This window comes from Paenibacillus sp. FSL R7-0297 (assembly GCF_038009025.1).
GTDB lineage: Bacteria > Bacillota > Bacilli > Paenibacillales > Paenibacillaceae > Paenibacillus_AQ.
In genome coordinates this window covers 5,030,468-5,049,081 of record NZ_JBBPAQ010000001.1, presented here as the reverse complement: position 1 = coordinate 5,049,081, position 18,614 = coordinate 5,030,468, and the positions used below count along the sequence as shown (strand labels likewise).

Below are 18,614 nucleotides of genomic sequence, written 5' to 3'. Positions count from 1 at the left end.
AGTTGAAAAAAATTATAGTAGCCGACGATGATGTCCATATCCGCACGCTGCTGCGGCATGTCTTGACGAGAGAGGGGTATCATGTCCTGGAGGCCGGCGACGGCCGGGAAGCGGTAACCCTGATGCAGGAGCAGACAGTGGATCTTGCGGTGGTTGATGTGATGATGCCGCACATGGATGGTCTGGAGCTATGCTCGTACATAAGGGAAACTTACGATATTCCGGTGATCCTCCTGACGGCCCGCCAGCAGCTCAGCGACAAGGAGCAGGGGTATCTGCGCGGGACGGATGATTATGTGACCAAGCCTTTTGAACCGGAGGAGCTGCTGTTCCGCATTAAGGCACTGTTCCGCCGCTATTCGATTGCCTCTGACGATAAAATCCGCCTGAACTCACTGGTGATTGACCGAAAGAATTATGAGATCAGTGACGGGAATGAGGTGCTTTTGCTGCCGGTGAAGGAATTCGAGCTGCTGGCCCAGCTGGCGCAATATCCCGGACGGCTATTCTCGCGCAGTGAGCTGATCGAACGGGTCTGGGGAGCGGATTATGAAGGGGATGAGCGGACGGTGGATGTGCATATCAAACGGCTGCGCCAGCGGTTCAGTGACTACCAGAATGATTTCACGATCCGCACCGTACGCGGGATTGGCTACAAAGTTGACATGGTGAACACATGAGGTCGCTGTATGTAAGAATGAGTATTGTGTTCTGCTCGGTTATAGTGATCAGCAGTGTATTGGGGTTCCTCGTTTCCAATCTCTATTATCAGGCCAAAATCAAACCGCAGAACGATGCCAAGCTGACCAAAATGGCCATCGGCTTGCAGCAGTTCATTCAGGACCACCCGGATGCGGCGGAAGAGTATCTGCTGAGTACCGCCTCGTTAGGCTACAAGATGTATCTGTCCAATGACAACGGCAATGAACAATTCTACGGCCTGCCTTTCCGCAAAAATGACCTGCAGGAGGGAGCGCTGCAAAAGGTACTGGCTGGGGACATTTACCACGGAGTCGGTAATTTCCCCAGCTCAGCATTTATCACCGGCTTCTTCGATAATCAGCTCAGTAATTCGATTGGTGTACCTGTTCAGATCGCCGGACAGACCTATGCATTGTTCATGCGTCCGGATGCTGAGGTGCAGTTTGGCGAGCTGCGGATCTTTTTTGCCGTGCTGATTGGTGTCATTATCTTATTCAGCCTGTGGTTCATGCTCATTACAGTATTTCATGTGGTGAAGCCCATAACGCGGCTAACCGAGGCTACGCTCAAAATATCCAAAGGCAGGTACGACATCAAGTTATATACCGCCCGGCGCGATGAAATCGGCCAGCTGGCTTCCCATTTCATGACGATGAGCCGGGAGCTGGAACGGACAAACCGGGCGCGTCAGGAATTTGTCGCCAATGTCTCACATGAAATTGAATCTCCGCTGACTTCCATCCAGGGTTTTGCCCATGCGCTCAAAGACGGTGCGCTGCCCGAACCCCAGAGGCTGGAGTACCTGTCGATCATTGATGAAGAGAGCCGCCGGCTATCCGTGCTCAGCAAGCAGCTGCTCACGTTATCTTCACTTGACTATGAAGAACATGCGCTGCAGAAGCGAAGCTTCGACCTCCGTGCCCAGCTCCGCCAGGTCATGCAGATTATGGAATGGCATCTTACTGAGAAGGAGCTTGCGGTCCGGCTGCACGTAGCTGAAATCACACTGGAAGGCGACCCTAACCTGCTCTATCAGGTATGGATGAACCTGGTCTCGAATGCCGTGAAGTACACTCCGGCGGGCGGCACAATCAGCATTGCAGCACGTGCAGACGATCATACGTGTACTGTAACGGTGACGGATAACGGTGAAGGGATTCCTGCGGAGCAGCTGCCGATGATCTTCGACCGGTTCTACAAAGTGGATCAGGCGCGCACCCGTGACAGCAACAGCAGCGGGCTGGGGCTGGCCATTGCACAGAAGATTATCCAGGCGCATAACGGTACAATCGAGGTGGCAAGTACAGTTGGAGAGGGCACCACTTTTACTGTCACTTTGCCCAGCCACTATTCAGAGTGAGCAGACGTATAGTAACAGATGAACTATTGTTCAATCTGTATAATGTAATTCTTTATTCATACTCCGTTCATTTTCATCCTCTAAACTGTGGATATACAGATTAGAAGGAGTGGTTATATGTTTTTGGCTTTACGGGAGATGAGGCATTCCAAAGCACGCTACAGCCTCATAATGGTGATTATGCTGCTGGTTTCGTTTCTGGTCCTGTTCGTAACGGGCCTGGCCAGAGGACTTGCCTATGCAAATATCTCGGCACTGGAGAATATGCCTGCGAATTATTTTGTCGTGCAGAGCGACGCTGACCATACGTTTAGACGTTCACAATTAGGCGATTCGGAGCTTGCAGCAGCCCGTGCGGTAGCCGGGGAGGCGAAGGCAACTCCGCTTGGCGTGCAGACCAGTACTATTACTGCTGCCGATGCGGATGTGAAGGCGGACATTACTTTTTTTGCCGTAGATATGGCGGGGATGCTGGCTCCTGAAGTGAAGGATGGTGCTGGAATCACCAATGAAGTTCAAGGGAGTGCCGTGGTAGATTCGAAGCTGGAAGAGTCCGGTGTCACGATCGGCAGTACAATCAGTGATCAGGCAACGGGCATGAGCTGGACGGTTAGCGGTTTTGTGAAAGACAGCTCTTACAGCCATACGCCGGTGGTATATATTAACCAGCTGGATTGGCAGGCCATGAAGCAAGGGGCGGTCCAGAGCGGCAGCAGTTCAAGTAATTCAAGTGATGCTCCTTACAACGTTATTGCGCTAAAAGTATCTTCTGCACAGGCATCTGAAATTGCCGGACAGCAGCAGGCGGTAGAGGTGATTACCCAGAAACAGGCGATTTCCAGTGTCCCCGGATATGCGGCTGAACAGAATTCTCTGCTTATGATGATAGCCTTCCTGTTCATTATTGCTGCAGTTGTACTTGCCGTATTCTTCTACGTCATCACAATCCAGAAGACCAGCCAGTTCGGTATTCTTAAGGCAATGGGTACCAAAATGTCCTATTTAGCCTGGAGCGTGGTCGGCCAAGTCCTGATTCTGTCTGTAGCCAGTCTGGCACTGAGCCTGCTGCTTACGTTCGGAATGAATATGGGGCTGCCGGATGCGATGCCGTTCCAGCTGGACGGGCAGACGATGATTCTGACCAGCCTGCTGTTCATCGGAATGTCACTGCTGGGTTCACTGATATCTGTAGCAAGAGTAGCCAAGGTGGATGCCTTGGAAGCGATAGGGAGGACTGGAGCATGAGCGCCAAATTAATCATGAAGCAAGTGACCAAAACCTACGGGGACGGAGACGGGGCAATGACTGTTCTGAATAACCTGGATTTTACGGTAAACGAAGGTGAATTCGTAGCGGTACTGGGTCCTTCAGGGTCCGGCAAAAGCACTTTTCTCTCTGCCGCCGGTGCTCTGCTCACCCCAACAAGCGGGGAAATCTTCATCGATGGTGAATCACTGCGTGACAAAGACAAAGGGGCTTTGACGGAGCTGAGGCTGCAAAAGATCGGGTTCATGTTCCAGAGCGCACAGCTGCTGCCTTTCCTGAAGGTGGAGGAACAGCTGCTCTATGTTGCCAAGCTGGCCAAGCTCACCACGAAGGAAGCCAAGGTTCGGGCAACCTATCTGCTGAAGCGTCTGGAAATCTGGGAGCGGCGCAATCAGTATCCCGAGCAGTTGTCCGGCGGTGAGAAGCAGCGTGTGGCCATTGCCCGGGCGTGGATGAACAAACCGGCTATCCTGTTCGCAGATGAGCCGACAGCGAGTCTGGATTACAGCCGCGGCAGAGAAGTAGTGCGGATGATCGCCGATGAGGTGCGGAGCGAAGGCAAGGCAGCTGTCATGGTAACCCACGATGACCGCATGCTGGAGTGGTGCGACCGTGTGCTTCATCTGGAGGATGGCGTGCTGGTTCAAGCCTAGGTTATGATTTGAGTGGATAGTGAGACTGAATCCCGGGGACGGGGTTCAGTTTTTTTGTTAGTTAGGAAGATGATGTACATCAGTTGTGGACAAATAAGTTTTAGACGATCCATAAAATGAAGCAGCGGTAGAAGAAGACTGCATAGATAAAGTCTTCTTCTGCCGCTGTTGTTGTTTAACTAACCTCCACTATGGGTCCAACCTGCCCTAAGTTCGCAGCTATGCCTTGAAATCGCTGCTCGCTCCATTCGTTAGAATTGCGCTCACAATAATACTAAAAACATGCTCAGCTCGTGGCACTGACGAGGGCTGGTCGCCGAGCCACGCAAGTGCAGCAGCTAGCGCGAACAGGTCATCACCGTTCATGTCGGTACGCGCAAGTCCCCTGGACTGAGCGCGAACGAGAAGCCGTGCACCTGCCTCTCGTAACGTGACGCACGAAGCGTGGAGTGCGGACTCCGTGTCCTCCATAGCCTCAACCATAACTGTCACAACACCCTGATAGATCCCAGTGAATGTAACGACCTCACGTAGCCAAGACACAAGTGCATCACCGGGTGAATCCGCAGTCTCGAGCTCACATGCCTTTACGGTCAACTCGTCGAAACCTGCACGGAGCAATGTATCAAGTAGCGCCTCTCTGGTCGGAAAATGACGATATAGTGTGCCGAGCCCGACACCAGCTCTGCGTGCGATATCGCGCAGCGAGGCATCGGCGCCGTGCTCAGTTACAACGACGTTCGCGATTGTCAGTATGTGCTCATAGTTTTTCTTTGCATCGGATCGCATAGTTATCCCCCTTGACAATAGGAGCAGTGCTCCGTATAATCATAAGCGGAACGGTGATCCGTTTAAACGGAGCGCTGCTCTGGTAAGTATAACTCATTTGCATGAAGGGAGAAAGCCAGATGTCTAAAGATACAATGAAAGCAATTCGTCAGTATGAATTCGGCGGCCCAGAGGTACTGCGTTACGAGGAGGCGCCTTTTCCCGAGCTGAAACCAGGTGAGGTGCTGGTCCGCGTTCACGCGGTTGGCATCAATCCGCCTGACTGGTATTTGCGCGAAGGGTATAAGGATCTTCCTCCTGAGTGGCAGCCAGCGGTGTCCTTTCCCTTGATTCTGGGGTCGGACGTGTCGGGCGTCGTCGAGGCGGTAGCTACGGATGTGCATGGCTTCTCCGTCGGCGATGAAGTTTTCGGTATGGTTCGTTTTCCTAGTATGGGGGAGAGCACTGCTTATGCCGAGTACGTCACCGCACCAGCATCAGATCTTGCGCTGAAACCGGCTGGCATCGATCACGTGCTTGCTGCAGGAGCGCCAATGGCAGGTCTCACCGGATGGCAGTTCCTGATTGAGCTGGGGCATAGTGAAGTTAATCCGTTTCAACCGGAGCCGCATCGTCCGGTGCCGCTTAAGGGCAAGACGGTACTCATCAATGGCGCTGCGGGCGGCGTGGGGCATATAGCGGTACAACTGGCTAAATGGCAGGGCGCGCATGTCATCGCGGTCGCATCGGGTAAACATGAGTCATTCCTGCGCGGGCTTGGTGCTGACGAATTCATTGATTATACCAAAAACTCTCCTGAGGATATCGCCAAAGACGTTGATCTCGTCCTCGATACCCTTGGTGGTCCAACAACCGGTCGATTCTTGCGCACGCTCAAGCGAGGCGGAGCTTTGTTCCCGGTATTCATAGGCTTCTCTGACGCTGAGGAAGCCGCGAAACTGGGCATCACGGTATCAATGACCCAGGTGCGCTCCAATGGTCCGCAACTGGCGGAATTAGGACGCTTACTCGACGCGGGGACGGTTCGCGTCGCCATTGATAGTACATTCCCACTCTCCGATGCTCGCAAGGCGCATGAGCGGGTATCCGGTGGACACATTCAAGGCAAAATCGTGCTCACGATCGTGTAAGGACGGCAGCTCGAACGATTATCACTCTCCTAGCAGAATTAGAATTAGTTCTGAAGCAATTTACTCACTTAAGAAAAGGATGAACAGCAATGATGATACTCATGGGTTACGCTCACCTAGATCCATCTGATGTGAATGAGTTCACTGCAGAAGTTCAGGCCGTTGTTTCCAGCACGAGAGCTGAAAAGGGATGCCTGTTTTATGCCTTTACTTTGGAAGATGCACGCACCGGACGTATGCTGACTGTCCAGCGGTGGCAAGATCAAGAATCGCTGACGGCCCATGTTGAAAGACATGAGTCAGCGCCGTTTTTGAAAAAGTGGGGGAACAAGATGACAATGGACATTCTAAAATACGACGTCTCGAACGAGCGCTCATTTATGGAGTGAAAAAGTTGTTTAGACCGGGGGACTCCCCCAATCTCTAACAGAAAAGATCAGAACGTGAAGTTTCCCACTCATTCGGCTTTTGTTATCCAATTGCGGGCACTAGTTTCATTTTCCACTACTAAAAGAGATTTGAGCTGTTCTTGGCAACAGAAGTAAGAAGGATCCGCTGCGGCGGATCCTTCTGCTTTGTATTAATAATGTATCGGCTCCTTAAACGAAACTGCCCGTTAGCTTAATAGGCATCTAATGATTTCGCCTGCCTATTGTCATAGCGCTATCGTTCCCGTCAGCGGAATTACATAAGATCAATGTACGTGTGCATATAATACAATGTTAAATCAATTTCTAATTTTATAAATATAACAACAAATCGGAAAACTTCTTAATGTTTAGATGTTTTGTAGTTTCATCAGAGTTTGGTCTTGAAAGGATTAAAATTGATTGAATACCCAAGGTTGATGCACTATCTAAGTTCTTTTCATAATCATCGATAAATACTGTTTCTATTGCTGGCAAATTCATAGCCTCAAGTGCGTGTCTAAACATGCCAAGACTTGGCTTAGTTTCTCCAAGTTCAAAACTAAGTGTCATAGTATCAAAATAATCATATATACCTGCATTTTTTAAGACCCTTTTAATTGATGGGTCAGTATCTGAAATAACTCCAATCTTATACTTTTCTTTCAGACCTCGAATTGTCTTCTTTGTATTATCAAAAAAAACGTAATTAGAATCGTTATACACTCTATCATATGCAATAATTTCAGCTTGTTCGTATGTAATATCGATTTCTGGTAACATTTCTGCAATCGTTTTATAGTAATTAATATACCTTTCAAGCTCCTCATTTTCAGTTTTGTAAATTTCATTTTTAACGTATTCATTTGCTTTTGAAATTACAGTATTAAGTTTATCTTGTGGTATTGACCATAGAATTTGTGGATTTATATATTCCAAAGCTTTTACTGTTATTCTCCAATCACCTGTTGCTGGACGGAAAATTGTCCAACCAAGGTCAAAAAATATACCGCGAACAGGTTTTATTATAGTCATTTCAAATCCCCCTACTTTATCTTTTTATGAAATGATAATGGTAAAAAACCTTTTGTAAAAGAGAATTTAATCTGTGCTTATTTCCTATTTTAGATTCTCATTGAGGCATATAGCCTGCCTGCTTACGAAAGTATACTGCCCGTTAGCTTGATGAAACCCGGTCAGACGAATACTTTATTCTTGAATACAGTACGGCCACTTTGTCCTGATTTAGGCAATTATGAATTTAGAAAAGAAGCCGCAGCTTTGTACTGCCATTCACATTCTTTGTTCAGCGGTAGATTTCGTTGCTGCCGGGGATGCCGCTCTGGTCAGCTCCAAGTTATGCTTAAAGGAACTGAAGCGAGGGGGAAGAAGCTGACATGGGAAATTCATTGAATCTGCCGGGTGTCTTGCTGCCGGCAGCGCTGGGTGGAGGCGGATATATTACCGGCTTGCTGCAGCATCCGGCGGACAACCGTGTATTATATGCCCGCTGTGATGTGGCCGGCGTCTTCCGCAGCAGTGATGGCGGGGAGAGCTGGGAGACCTTGAACAGGGGGCTGACCCAGGCTTACCATCACCAGGTGCAGAGCTTTGCCATTAGCTGTCATCATCCGGAGGTGATGTTCCGCTGCTGCGGCGAAGTGAGGAGCCGGACCTTCTACGGCGCGGTGCATAAATCAGCAGATGGAGGGAACAACTGGTATGAGGTCTGCGGCGGGATGGGCTTCTACGGCAACGGGCCGACCCGGATGTACGGGGAGGTCATTGCCGTAGATCCCTTTCATCCCAGTATTGTAGCGGCCGGCGGGTATACCGGCGGACTCTGGATCAGCAGGGATGAAGGAGAGAGCTGGGAGCAGAGCAGCCTCCCGGGGGAGCGTTTCGGGTGTGTCGCTTTTCACCCGGATCAGCCGGGCATGTTATATGCCGGAACGATCAGCGATGAGGAGCTGAATATGGATTATGCCGATCCGGGGGAGTACGGCATATTAGGGCTGCTGCAGGACCGCCCGCGGGGGAAGGCGGGCAGGCTGTATCTCAGCCGTGACTCGGGACAATCGTGGGAGCTGCTGGTTGAAGGTCCCAGCTTTGCCGGGCTGTCATTCGACAGCCGGGACCCGCAGCGGCTGCTGGCCGCCTGCATCTGGGGCGGCATCAAGAGCAGTGCAGACGGAGGGCAGACCTGGCAGTCTGCCGGAGTAGGTCTGCTGAAGGGAGCGCAGCGGTACGGGACCCTTGTCCAGGATTGGCACATCCCGGAGCGCTGGTATACTGCACCTGATCTGCGCCCGCAGATGCAGGACATCCCGCCGATACCGCTATATGTTTCAGACGATGGCGCGGAGCGGTGGAAGCTGCTGCATCATCACAACGATAATGATTTAAGCGGCTTTCCGGCATACATGGACAGCTTTAACGGAGGTTCACGGGCTTCAGCTGCCGGCTGGGCGATCTCCAAGATTATCGTAGACCGCTTCACACCAGGCCGCCTCTATCTCTGCAACTGGTATGGGGTAGCCTACAGCGGGGATGGCGGAATGACCTGGCGGGCCGGGCAGTTCCAGGGGCTTGAGACCACCTGCATGGAAGCGGTTGTGGCAGATAAGCTGCAGCCCGGCAAGTTCTGTGTCACCATGGCGGATCATTCCCCGAAGGTGACTGAGGATGGCGGTCTCTCGTTCCGCAATCTGCCCGGACTGTCCGGCTATTCTGGAAGCTCTGCGGCTGTTATTTCTGCAGCAGATCCGGGATTGTATCTGTACGGCCTCATCGGCCACGGCCGTACAGCCTGTATCGCTGTATACCGCGATGGTGATGACCGTGCCCGAGCAGCTCTAACACTGGGTCCCGGGTTATTCGTGCAGGCTTTGCGTGAGGACGGCAATCAGCCGGGAAGCTATTATGCCTATGTGGACGGGGAGATAAGCGCAGGGGCAGGAATCTACCGCTCACGGGACGGCGGCACTTCATGGGACCGCACAGCTTATCGGCCTCCGGCTTATGTGGAGACACTTCCGCATCAGAAGCGCTGGATTGAAGCCGAGCTGCTGTCCGTTGTAGTCTATCAGGTCAAGAATGCCTGCGGGTCCAACCAGCTCATGGATACGAATCCGCATCAGGCAGGACAGCTAATTGCCGGAGAAGCCACAGAGGGGATTTGGCAATCCTCAGACCATGGTGACACCTGGGATTTCATAGGAGAGGGGCTTCCTTTTCAGCTTGGCGGACCCGCTTCAATACTGAGCGCAGTGGCGTACTCTCCCTCCAATCCGGGGACAATCTATGCGGGGTTTATTTCGGAAGGGCTATGGCGCAGCAGTGACGGCGGACAGAGCTGGCACAAGCTGTTTCCGGTTATGGCAGGCAAGCTCTTCAATGTATCAGCACTCTGTGTTGGGCGGGGTGAACACGGAGAGGATGTGCTGATTTCGGCCAGCGAACCGATGGTCCGGACCTCCACAGAATCTGAAATGTCCTGGAGCCGGGACGGGGGAGACACCTGGGAGGAGTGGGAGCATGCCCGGCTTGGAGCTGTCCGCTGGAAGGGGATTGCGCTTGATTGTGAGGTCAGACAAGTGCTTGCCGTCACTTGCGGCAATGGTGCTTTCCGCGGGACAATCAGCCAGTAGCGGGAATAGCTGCTTTTAACTGCGTTGTCATTGCTGAAACACAGTTTTCGTTGCTGCGGGTTCTTGTTGAGTCTTAAGGAAAACGCTTACATTTGATGAGCCGGACGATGTAATCATCGAATATAATCCGGCTCTATTCAAATGGAGGACTGAATAAAGTGGCTGCACGAACGAGCAAAAAATGGTTGCATGGTTGCCTGGCCCTCGCTCTGTTTGTTGCATCAATTCTCCTGCCGCCAACGGTATCATATTCGGCAGGGGAGAATCTTCTTGGAAATCCCGGCTTCGAAGCGGGAGATGTGTCGTGGGAGAAATGGGGGAGTCCGGTGGTGACAACCGCCGAGAAGCATGGTGGCGCGAAGAGTCTTCAGGTGAAGCGGAATACAGGCGGGGCATCTGCATCCGTAGCAGTGCAGGAAGGTAAAACCTACAGGGTGGGCTTGTGGGTCAAATTCGCAGGAACGGGAGTGACGAGTGCGGCGATCGATCTGGATGCCTTCGGCAATCAGCAGACGAAGCAATATCTCTATTTCTCCGGTTCGACCCAGTGGGAGTACAAGCAGCTGCTGTACACACCGGCTCCCGGGGTGCAGTATATCCGCTTCTCGTTCTGGAACAGCACCAGCAAAGATTATTACATTGACGACGCGGTGATCCGGGAGAATGTAGATATTGAACGGCCGTCAACGCCAGGAACCTGGCTAGCCGAGCATGAGCCGGATTCACTTAAGCTGACCTGGGCGGGCTCTACAGATGATATGGCGGTCGAATCTTACCAGCTGTCTTACAAAAAAACAGAAGACTCCGGCTGGAATACCTTATCGGTTCCGCATCAGGAGACCGTTACCTCGTACACCTATACTTTGCAGAACCTTGATCCGTTCTCTGTATACGCTATCATGCTGCGTTCCAGAGATACGGCCGGCAATACATCCGGTGCTGTGATGGGCATGGAGGCAACGCCGGGCGTGAATCTGCTAACTAATGGCGGTTTCGAAACGGCTTCGATCAGCCCGTGGACCGAAACGGGAACAGTGCAGACAACAACCTACGGAACATACGCTGGACAATATGCGGCGCGGTTGACGGACAATTCGGCAATCAGAAGCGAGGAGATTCCTGTATACGGGGAAGACTCTTATCTGGTTTCCTACTGGACCAGGTCAGCAGCTGTACCCCCGCTAGCATCTACCGTAAGCCTTAGTGTCTATCAGGAATCCTCTGAATCTGAGCATCCGCTGATCACAAATACTGCTATGGTATGGGCACGCTCGGAGAATCAGCTGCGGACAACAGGTTCCACCGAATATATGCAGCTGACAGCAAAGAATCAGACGGGGACGGATCAGTTCCTGGATCAGGTATATATCGGCAAGCTGCCGGAGCTTCCAGAGGACCTTACACCTGGGGCGCCCGCAGGGTTTACCGTGAACCGTACAGATGGTGTATCCGCTGATCTGGAGTGGCTGGCAGCTACGGGTCCTTTTGGTGTGAAGAATTATAGCATTACCTTCAAAAAGGCGGCGGATACTGAATGGAGCAATATAACGGTGCCTTATGTTCCTGGCCAATCCTTGTATGCCTATAAGCTGGAAGGTCTGTCACCTGAGAGTCTTTATGAGGTGAAGGTGACAGCAGTCAGCGAAGGGACGGCAGTGTCAGCGGCGAGTTCACTTGAGCTCACTACCGGCAAGATGTTCCCGGTGAATCCGGGAGCATCGGAGGAAGCGGTGGCCCTTCTGGACCGGCTCTATGCCACGGTCGGCAATGCTGTGTACACGGGGCAGCATAACTATTACGAAGCGCCATCCCTTTGGTATGATACGGCAGCAGAATTGACCGGATATTATCCGGCAATCTGGGGTTCGGATTTCGCCTATTATACCAGCGGGGATTTCAGCGCCCTGCGCCAGGCCATGATTGACGAGGCTATCAACAAAGGTCATACGGGCAGCATTATTACCCTGACGTATCATGAGCCCCGTCCTATGGATTCTGCCACCGCCGGATGGGAAAGTGTCACAGGAGATGTAACAGCAGCTCAGATGGCGGAGATTGTTACTCCGGGGACTGCACTCTACAATCAGTGGGCTGCTCAAGTGGATGAAGTTGCAGGATATCTTGCCCAGCTGAGAGACGAAGGCATTCCGGTGCTGTGGCGGCCGTATCATGAGATGAATGCCGAATTCTTCTGGTGGGGCGCGCGGCCGGAGCTGTTCAGGCAGCTGTGGGACAATTTGTACGACCGTTACACCCATCTGCATGGTCTGGATAATCTGATCTGGGTATGGAGCCCGAATGCTGAGAGCTCATGGGCCTATGATTCTGCTCCTTATTATCCCGGTCATGATGCCGTTGATGTGCTGGCGATGGATATCTATAACAACGATTACCGGGATACGTATTACAACAAGCTTGTGCAGCTTAGCGGCGGCAGACCGATTGCTATCGGGGAGAACGGGGAGCTCCCGGACATGGATATGCTGATGGAGAAGCAGCCCCGGTATGCGTATTTCATGACCTGGTCGCAATATTTGACCGACAAAAATTCACTCAGTGCCATTCAAGCACTCTATAGCAATCCGCGTGCGCTCCATAACGGCGAAACAGGCAATGGCCCGTATGTTCCGCCGCCTGCGGACAGTTATCTCATTGATGATTTCGAGCAGTACGGCAGCTCGAACAGCAGCCTGCGTGCCAAATGGCAGCGGAATGTCTCCGGCAACCTGGCGACGGTGACGCTGGACACTTACCATCTGAACAGCGGCATCTACGGGCTTAAGCTGGACTATACGGTTGGCAATCCCGGCTATGCGGGAGTCTACCGCAGCATGGGCAAGGAATGGCCGGGGATGGAAGCCATTTCCTTCTGGCTGCAGCCGGATGGCTCGAACCGGCAGCTTGCAGTTCAGTTTCATGAGACGAACGGTGAGGTATGGGAAGCGAGTATTCCGGTCCAAGGCACATCGCCAGTGCTTGTAAGTATTCCCTTTACCGAATTCCTGCGGCCCGGCTGGTCTACCGGCGGCAACGGCGTCATTGATCTGGGTTCCATTAAAGAGTTCGCCTTCTATATTGCCCAAGGCAGCGGGACACAGGGAAGCGGAACACTGTATATAGACGATGTAAAAGCTATCAAACTGCCCGTGGAGGAAGAATAAGCCCACTGTAACTAACTCAACCAGCCGGAGTGATCCGGAAAAAATCTCCGTTGCTGGACCACAGTTTTCGTTGGCTGCGCTACTGGTAGCTCCTTCCTGGAGATCATAGAATGAAGGTGTAAAGCAAAGAAACAGGAAGGATGACCAATGTGGAAATCGAGCGGAGATTGCCTGTCCGGAAGAAAGGAAAATCAGTATATTGGTGCAATAACTGGATCAGACAATGGGATCTTCAGCTGATGGTAGTGCCTGCTTTGATCTTCATTTTTATTTTCAGTTACCTGCCTATGTACGGAGTTCTAATGGCTTTCAAGGATTATCAGCTGTTCGGCGGATTTTTACACAGCCCATGGGTGGGACTGAAGCATTTCGAGGCTTTCTTCAATTCCCCGGACTTCTGGAGAGTCATGCGCAACACGATGGTGATCAGTCTGCTGAAGCTCTGCTTCGGCTTCCCGGCACCGATACTGCTGGCGCTGATGCTGAATGAAGTCCGGAGTATGATGTTCAAGCGGGTCGTGCAGACCGTAAGCTATCTGCCGCATTTTCTCTCGTGGGTGATCGTCGGCGGTTTCGTAGGCTCGATGCTGTCGACTGATAATGGAAGCGTTAACATGCTGCTGATGAGCCTGAATCTAACCTCTGAGCCGATCAGCTTTCTGTCTGTGCCGGAGTATTTCTGGAGTATTCTCGTTGGGACGGGGATGTGGAAAGAGATGGGGTTTGCCGCCATTGTCTATCTGGCTGCCATTGCCGGAATTGATCCGCATCTGTATGAAGCCGCTTCCATCGACGGGGCAGGGAGATTCAAGCAGATCCAGCTGATCACACTGCCATGTATCCGGCCCGTCATTATCATCTTCATGATTCTGGCGGTGGGTAATATTCTTAACGCCGGGTTTGAAGATATTCTCATTCTGGCCACGAATCCGATTCTCCGTGATGTGTCGGATGTAATCGATACCTATGTGTACCGGATGGGGATTCTGAATAACCGCTTCTCATACGCGGCAGCAGCAGGGTTGTTCAAGGCAGTTGTCAGTGTAACACTGCTGGCGCTGGCCAATAAGGCAGCCAGAAAAATGGGCTCCAGCCTATGGTGAGCGAAGCAGCATCAAAGCGGTATAGATGCAGAAATGTTCATGAAATCAGACGCTGCGGGGAAAGGGGTTACAGGTTATGATGAAGCTGTCAACGGGGGATAAAGTGCTGCAGCTGTTCATTTATATCATTCTGATCCTGCTGGGCTTCGTCACCCTGTATCCCTTCTGGAATTCCCTGGTTATCTCTTTCAATATGGGCTCGGATACATCGCTGGGCGGCATCACGTTCTGGCCCCGGGTCCCAACGTTTGATAACTATGAGGTCGTCTTCCAGGACAGCCGGATCGGGCAGGCGTTCATGATATCCATTCTGAGAACGCTAACCGGAACGATCCTGTCCGTGCTGTTCACGGCTATCCTGGCTTACGGGCTATCACGTCATGAGCTGATCGGGCGCAGGTTCTATATGGTCTTCTGCATCATTACAATGTATTTCAGCGGCGGCTTAATTCCTACCTTTCTGCTGCTGCGGGAGTTTGGCATGATGGACACCTTTTGGGTTCTCGTTATTCCCGGCTTAATCAGTGTATATAATATGATTATTTTCCGGACCTTCTTTCTTGGCCTGCCGGCGGGACTGGCGGAATCGGCACGGATTGACGGCTGCAACCATATCGGTGTGCTGATCCGCATCGTCCTTCCCATATCGGGTCCCGTCGTGGCAACCCTGTCCCTTTTTACCGCCGTCTATCACTGGAATGACTGGTTCTCAGCCAGCATTTATATTAACGATCCCAGCCTGATTCCGATCCAGACGCTGCTGAAGCAGATCCTGAGCTCCAATATTGTGACCGATCAGCTTCAGTCCGTCGGCAATGCGGCAGCCCAGGACCGTCTGGCTCTGGTGCAGTCTGTCACCACCAAGTCGCTGATTATGGCTACCACTATGGTGGCAACGCTGCCGATCATTATGGTGTATCCGTTTCTGCAAAAATATTTTGTCAAAGGGGTACTCATCGGTTCCTTGAAAGAGTAGCGCAGATTTCTTGAACTCACATGTAGAGAGGGGTTACTTAATTTGAAACGGACGACCAAACGATGGACACAAATGACGGTTGCATTATGCACGGTGCTGCTGATGGCCGGGTGTGGCGGAGGGAATAACGCGGCAGTTCAGGGTACGGCAGAACCCGTTAAAGAACCGGCGGCAGCCACTGCTGCAGCGGAAACGGCGGTACCCGCAACTACGGAGCCTTCCACAGACGCAGTAAGCACAGTGAAGCCGGTAACCTTCAGCTATTACAGCAATTATGACTGGGATACTACGGAGCAGTGGGGCGCCGACTCAACCACGCGCTGGATTGCCGATACCCTTAAGGTCAATATGACTCCCGTTCAGTCAAGCGGCGCTGCCGAGACGAAGTTCAGCACCATGATTGCTTCAGGCAGTCTGCCGGATGTCATTATGACGGACCGCGGTGCGAGTGTCGAGCGTCTGCGGCAAGGCGGAATGCTGGTGGCACTGGATGATTATCTCGACAAATATCCGAATCTTAAGAATAACGCCGGGGAAGCCACACTCGGTATGCTCCGCTCAGACGACGGCAAGCTGTACCAGTTCCCGAACTGGTATACCTCAAGCCCCAACGGCAACGGCGGTTGGATCATCAACAAGAAAATTTATAAAGAGCTGGGCTCGCCGAAGCTGGAAACCTTCGATGATCTGTATGCCTATCTGAAGCTGGTGAAGGAGAAATACAGTGATGTTGTTCCGCTGGAGGTTGGAGCCAAAGGCCGGGGCATTGATACCATGTATGGCGGATGGGCGGAGAACAAACCTTATCTGACGAGAGCTAATCCTGTGGGCAATGAACTGAAGTCGATCTTTGAAGACCCGATTTTCATTGAGAACATGCAGTATGCCAGCAAGCTGTTCCGCGACAAGCTGATTTCACAGGATGTATTCACGCAGACCGGCGACCAGATTAACGAAAAGCTGAAAACAGGCCGCGTCGCAGTATACGTGGATGGCGATGTGGTCAATCCGGGCCGGGGAGCGGACGGTGCCCTGAAGGCTACCGATCCGGAAGCGGGCTATGAGATCATCTGGCCGATCCATAAAGCTGGCCTGGATGCCACCAAAATCACTCCGAATAATTACAATTCCCTCGGCTGGAATGTGCTTGTTATTACGAAGAATGCCAAGGACCCTGAAGCGATCTTCTCCTATCTGGACTGGTTAACCGGAGAGGAGGGCCAGCGTATTATCAACTTCGGACGTAAGGGGCTCTACTGGGATGAGACTGACGCAGATGGAGTACCGATTCTGAATGCCGGGGGTCTTAGCACAGAGCAGGCAGGAAAAGACAAGGAAAGAATCGGCCGCTTCAACTGGGTAGGCAATACGACATTCATCGATCAGACCAAAGCCAAGATGGATGCGCAGCTGCCGGCTGACAAGCAGAATTGGACGACGCTGGCCCAGCAGAAAGTGACCTGGAAGACTTCCCGAAACTTTACGGAATTCGTGAACCTTGATCCGCTTCCGGATTCGGAAGAAGGAACCATTGCCACTGCCGTTAACGATATCTATCAGGAGGCTTTTGCCAAGACGCTGTATGCCAAGAGTGATGAAGAGGTGCTGAACCTGATTAACCAAGCGAATGAAGACGCCTCAAAAGCGGGTTACGGTAAGCTGCTGGCGTACCAGACGGAAAGATGGCAGAACAACCTCAGCAGGATGAAATAACAATAGAGTCTGCCTGGGGCGTGGGGTATACTGAAGCCAAGTATACCCCATTATTTGGGAAGGGGCTGCCTTCCGCCTTAAGGGGATAACCTCCGCTCTTGCGCCTTGGCAGCAAGCGGTCTGAAGGAGGGGATGGAATGTATAAGGTGCTGCTGGTTGACGATGAGCTGCTGGATCTGAAGGGTCTGCAATACTTCATGAACTGGGAAGATATGGACATGGAAGTGTGTGCAGCCGCAAGCAGCGGCTTCGAGGCGCTTGAAGTGCTGGAAGCGCAGCAGGTGGATATTGTCGTTACGGATATCAAGATGCCGATTATGACCGGGATGGAGCTTGCCCGCAGAGCACTTGAGCTGAATCCGATGCTGAAGATTGTTTTTGTCAGCGGTTATGAGGATTTCCAGTATGCCAAGCAGGCCATTTCCATGAGTGCCTGCGGTTATATTCTGAAGCCTGTGGACGATGAGGATATGCGGCGGACGTTGATTGATGTGAAGGAGGCCCTGAACAAGGAACGGGCGCATAGCCATCTGGAGCATTATTTCTCGGAGTCGGAACCACTGCTGAAGCGTGAGCTGTTCATGCAGCTTCTCGATGGAACACCGGATGAGGACCGGGTATTGCCGCTGCTTCAACGCATGGGGATTGCATGGCAAAGATCCCGCCTGTACACCGCTCTGCTGGAACCAGATGACCTGGCCTGGAAGCTGAACGGATATAGTGAGGAGGCCCAAGCGGCAATAGAGCAGCAGCTGAGCCTGTCGGTTGAACAGTTCTGTGCGATGGAACGGATTCAGGTCTGCAGACTGGATCAGTTCCATTTTGCTCTAATCCTTGAAGAACGTGTAGAGCATGGACGGCTAAGGGAATTCATTCATCATGCGGTCAGCGGAACTCCGCTGACAGTGACCATAGGAGCCGGACCGCTGGTGAACAGTCTGAAGGAGCTGCATTTCTCCTTCCAGCGGGCCAAGGAAGCCCTAGGATTGAAGCTGTTCATGGGCAAAGGCAAGCTGATACTGCACACGGATGCCAGAGGGCCGGTTACGGCTGAAGCTAAGGATCTTGATGATATTCTCCAGGCCTTGTTTCAGGCCATGTCCTCTTACCGGCTGGTTGCCATCGACGATTGTAATGAGGAGCTGTTCGTGTGGGTAGGGCATATGGAGACCAAGCTGGAGATCTATCAGCTGTTTCTGCATGTGGTGTCGAAGCTCGATGCTTATTTGCATACGATTAATGAGGACTTCTACGGGGTGCTCGGACTGGACCGGAAGCATCTGAGCATTCTCTACCATTTCGAGACTACCCAGGATATGAAATCCTGGCTGCGCCGCCGTATGTTCGAGCTGTCGGAGCATTTGCAGCGTAAACGGCAGGGCAAGAAACGCAAGCTCGTACAGGAGATTGAAGCTTATATAGAGGAACGTCTGGAGCACAACGTGATGCTGCGGGATGCTGCCAATCATTTCTCCTTCTCGCCCAATCATCTGGGACAGATTTTCTTTGAAGAGAAGGGAGTCTATTTCTCCGACTATGTCTCCTTAAGACGGCTGGAACGGGTGAAGCTGCTGCTTGGTGACCCGAAGCTTAAGGTTTATGAAGCTGCCCAGCGGGTCGGCTATAAGAATCTGTCCCATTTCAGCAAGCAATTCAAGGATTATTACGGAGTCAGCCCGGGCGACTACAGGAGACATCTGTAAG

Annotated in this window: 14 protein-coding genes; 12 read left to right on the top strand and 2 right to left on the bottom strand. The window is 52.0% G+C overall.

Translation table 11 applies throughout. From position 1 onward, the window contains the following. The first annotated feature begins 2 nt into the window (after positions 1-2). The 4 genes from MKZ24_RS22010 to MKZ24_RS21995 all read left to right on the top strand — a co-directional run bounded on the left by MKZ24_RS22010 (position 3) and on the right by MKZ24_RS21995 (position 3,981). On the top strand, positions 3-680 hold the full coding sequence (locus MKZ24_RS22010) for a response regulator transcription factor (RefSeq protein WP_039292716.1): 678 nt from the start codon (positions 3-5) through the stop codon (positions 678-680). Then, entirely contained in the window at positions 677-2,062 is a 1,386-nt protein-coding gene (locus tag MKZ24_RS22005) for a sensor histidine kinase (protein ID WP_340786458.1), read from the top strand. Before MKZ24_RS22010 ends, MKZ24_RS22005 begins: the two co-directional genes overlap by 4 nt. Positions 2,063-2,179: 117 nt before the next feature. After that, on the top strand, positions 2,180-3,307 hold the full coding sequence (locus MKZ24_RS22000; protein ID WP_042236240.1) for an ABC transporter permease: 1,128 nt from the start codon (positions 2,180-2,182) through the stop codon (positions 3,305-3,307). After that, positions 3,304-3,981 (top strand): ABC transporter ATP-binding protein, encoded by a 678-nt coding sequence (locus MKZ24_RS21995; protein WP_042236243.1) that lies wholly within the window; start codon positions 3,304-3,306, stop codon positions 3,979-3,981. The genes MKZ24_RS22000 and MKZ24_RS21995 overlap by 4 nt, the downstream gene beginning before the upstream one ends. 219 nt (positions 3,982-4,200) lie before the next feature. Here the strand turns inward: MKZ24_RS21995 and MKZ24_RS21990 are convergent, their stop codons facing one another. Continuing rightward, complete coding sequence (locus MKZ24_RS21990; RefSeq protein WP_039292705.1) at positions 4,201-4,770, bottom strand: TetR/AcrR family transcriptional regulator; 570 nt, start codon at positions 4,768-4,770, stop codon at positions 4,201-4,203. 119 nt (positions 4,771-4,889) lie between these two features. On the opposite strand from MKZ24_RS21990, the gene MKZ24_RS21985 reads away from it, so the two are divergent. Both MKZ24_RS21985 and MKZ24_RS21980 read left to right on the top strand, forming a co-directional pair. Further along, positions 4,890-5,900: an NADP-dependent oxidoreductase gene (locus MKZ24_RS21985; RefSeq protein WP_042236245.1), complete on the top strand. Its 1,011-nt coding sequence runs from the start codon at positions 4,890-4,892 to the stop codon at positions 5,898-5,900. An 89-nt stretch (positions 5,901-5,989) separates the two neighbouring features. Then, the gene (locus MKZ24_RS21980; protein WP_340786450.1) at positions 5,990-6,289 is read left to right on the top strand and encodes a putative quinol monooxygenase; all 300 of its coding nucleotides are present in this window, start codon (positions 5,990-5,992) and stop codon (positions 6,287-6,289) included. A 351-nt stretch (positions 6,290-6,640) separates the two neighbouring features. Here MKZ24_RS21980 and MKZ24_RS21975 read toward each other — a convergent pair whose 3' ends face one another. Further along, positions 6,641-7,342 carry an HAD family hydrolase gene (locus MKZ24_RS21975; RefSeq protein WP_340786447.1) on the bottom strand — a complete coding sequence of 234 codons (702 nt, stop codon included), beginning with the start codon at positions 7,340-7,342 and terminating at the stop codon, positions 6,641-6,643. Between the two features lie 362 nt (positions 7,343-7,704). Between MKZ24_RS21975 and MKZ24_RS21970 the strand changes: the two genes are divergently transcribed. The 6 genes from MKZ24_RS21970 (at position 7,705) to MKZ24_RS21945 (ending at position 18,613) form a co-directional block, all read left to right on the top strand. Beyond that, complete coding sequence (locus MKZ24_RS21970; RefSeq protein WP_340786445.1) at positions 7,705-9,957, top strand: hypothetical protein; 2,253 nt, start codon at positions 7,705-7,707, stop codon at positions 9,955-9,957. Positions 9,958-10,115: 158 nt separating this feature from the next. Beyond that, positions 10,116-13,118, top strand: coding sequence for a glycosyl hydrolase (locus MKZ24_RS21965; RefSeq protein ID WP_340786442.1), 3,003 nt, complete (start codon positions 10,116-10,118; stop codon positions 13,116-13,118). Positions 13,119-13,258: 140 nt separating this feature from the next. Continuing rightward, the gene (locus MKZ24_RS21960) at positions 13,259-14,221 is read left to right on the top strand and encodes an ABC transporter permease (protein WP_340786438.1); all 963 of its coding nucleotides are present in this window, start codon (positions 13,259-13,261) and stop codon (positions 14,219-14,221) included. Positions 14,222-14,297: 76 nt separating this feature from the next. Further along, positions 14,298-15,197 carry a carbohydrate ABC transporter permease gene (locus MKZ24_RS21955; protein ID WP_042137056.1) on the top strand — a complete coding sequence of 300 codons (900 nt, stop codon included), beginning with the start codon at positions 14,298-14,300 and terminating at the stop codon, positions 15,195-15,197. 72 nt (positions 15,198-15,269) lie between these two features. Further along, positions 15,270-16,910 carry an extracellular solute-binding protein gene (locus MKZ24_RS21950; RefSeq protein WP_042236260.1) on the top strand — a complete coding sequence of 547 codons (1,641 nt, stop codon included), beginning with the start codon at positions 15,270-15,272 and terminating at the stop codon, positions 16,908-16,910. 137 nt (positions 16,911-17,047) lie between these two features. Continuing rightward, positions 17,048-18,613, top strand: a complete 1,566-nt coding sequence (locus MKZ24_RS21945) for a response regulator (RefSeq protein ID WP_042236262.1) — start codon at positions 17,048-17,050, stop codon at positions 18,611-18,613. Position 18,614: the final 1 nt, after the last annotated feature.

Excerpts from the sequence above, each read along its gene's own strand:
- MKZ24_RS21975 (WP_340786447.1), bottom strand. The coding sequence starts at position 7,342 with ATGACTATAATAAAACCTGTTCGCGGTATATTTTTTGACCTTGGTTGG.
- MKZ24_RS21955 (WP_042137056.1), top strand. The coding sequence starts at position 14,298 with ATGATGAAGCTGTCAACGGGGGATAAAGTGCTGCAGCTGTTCATTTAT.
- MKZ24_RS21995 (WP_042236243.1), top strand. The coding sequence starts at position 3,304 with ATGAGCGCCAAATTAATCATGAAGCAAGTGACCAAAACCTACGGGGAC.
- MKZ24_RS22000 (WP_042236240.1), top strand. The coding sequence starts at position 2,180 with ATGTTTTTGGCTTTACGGGAGATGAGGCATTCCAAAGCACGCTACAGC.
- MKZ24_RS21960 (WP_340786438.1), top strand. The coding sequence starts at position 13,259 with ATGACCAATGTGGAAATCGAGCGGAGATTGCCTGTCCGGAAGAAAGGA.
- MKZ24_RS21970 (WP_340786445.1), top strand. The coding sequence starts at position 7,705 with ATGGGAAATTCATTGAATCTGCCGGGTGTCTTGCTGCCGGCAGCGCTG.
- MKZ24_RS21980 (WP_340786450.1), top strand. The coding sequence starts at position 5,990 with ATGATGATACTCATGGGTTACGCTCACCTAGATCCATCTGATGTGAAT.
- MKZ24_RS22005 (WP_340786458.1), top strand. The coding sequence starts at position 677 with ATGAGGTCGCTGTATGTAAGAATGAGTATTGTGTTCTGCTCGGTTATA.
- MKZ24_RS21990 (WP_039292705.1), bottom strand. The coding sequence starts at position 4,770 with ATGCGATCCGATGCAAAGAAAAACTATGAGCACATACTGACAATCGCG.
- MKZ24_RS21985 (WP_042236245.1), top strand. The coding sequence starts at position 4,890 with ATGTCTAAAGATACAATGAAAGCAATTCGTCAGTATGAATTCGGCGGC.
- MKZ24_RS21945 (WP_042236262.1), top strand. The coding sequence starts at position 17,048 with ATGTATAAGGTGCTGCTGGTTGACGATGAGCTGCTGGATCTGAAGGGT.
- MKZ24_RS21950 (WP_042236260.1), top strand. The coding sequence starts at position 15,270 with ATGACGGTTGCATTATGCACGGTGCTGCTGATGGCCGGGTGTGGCGGA.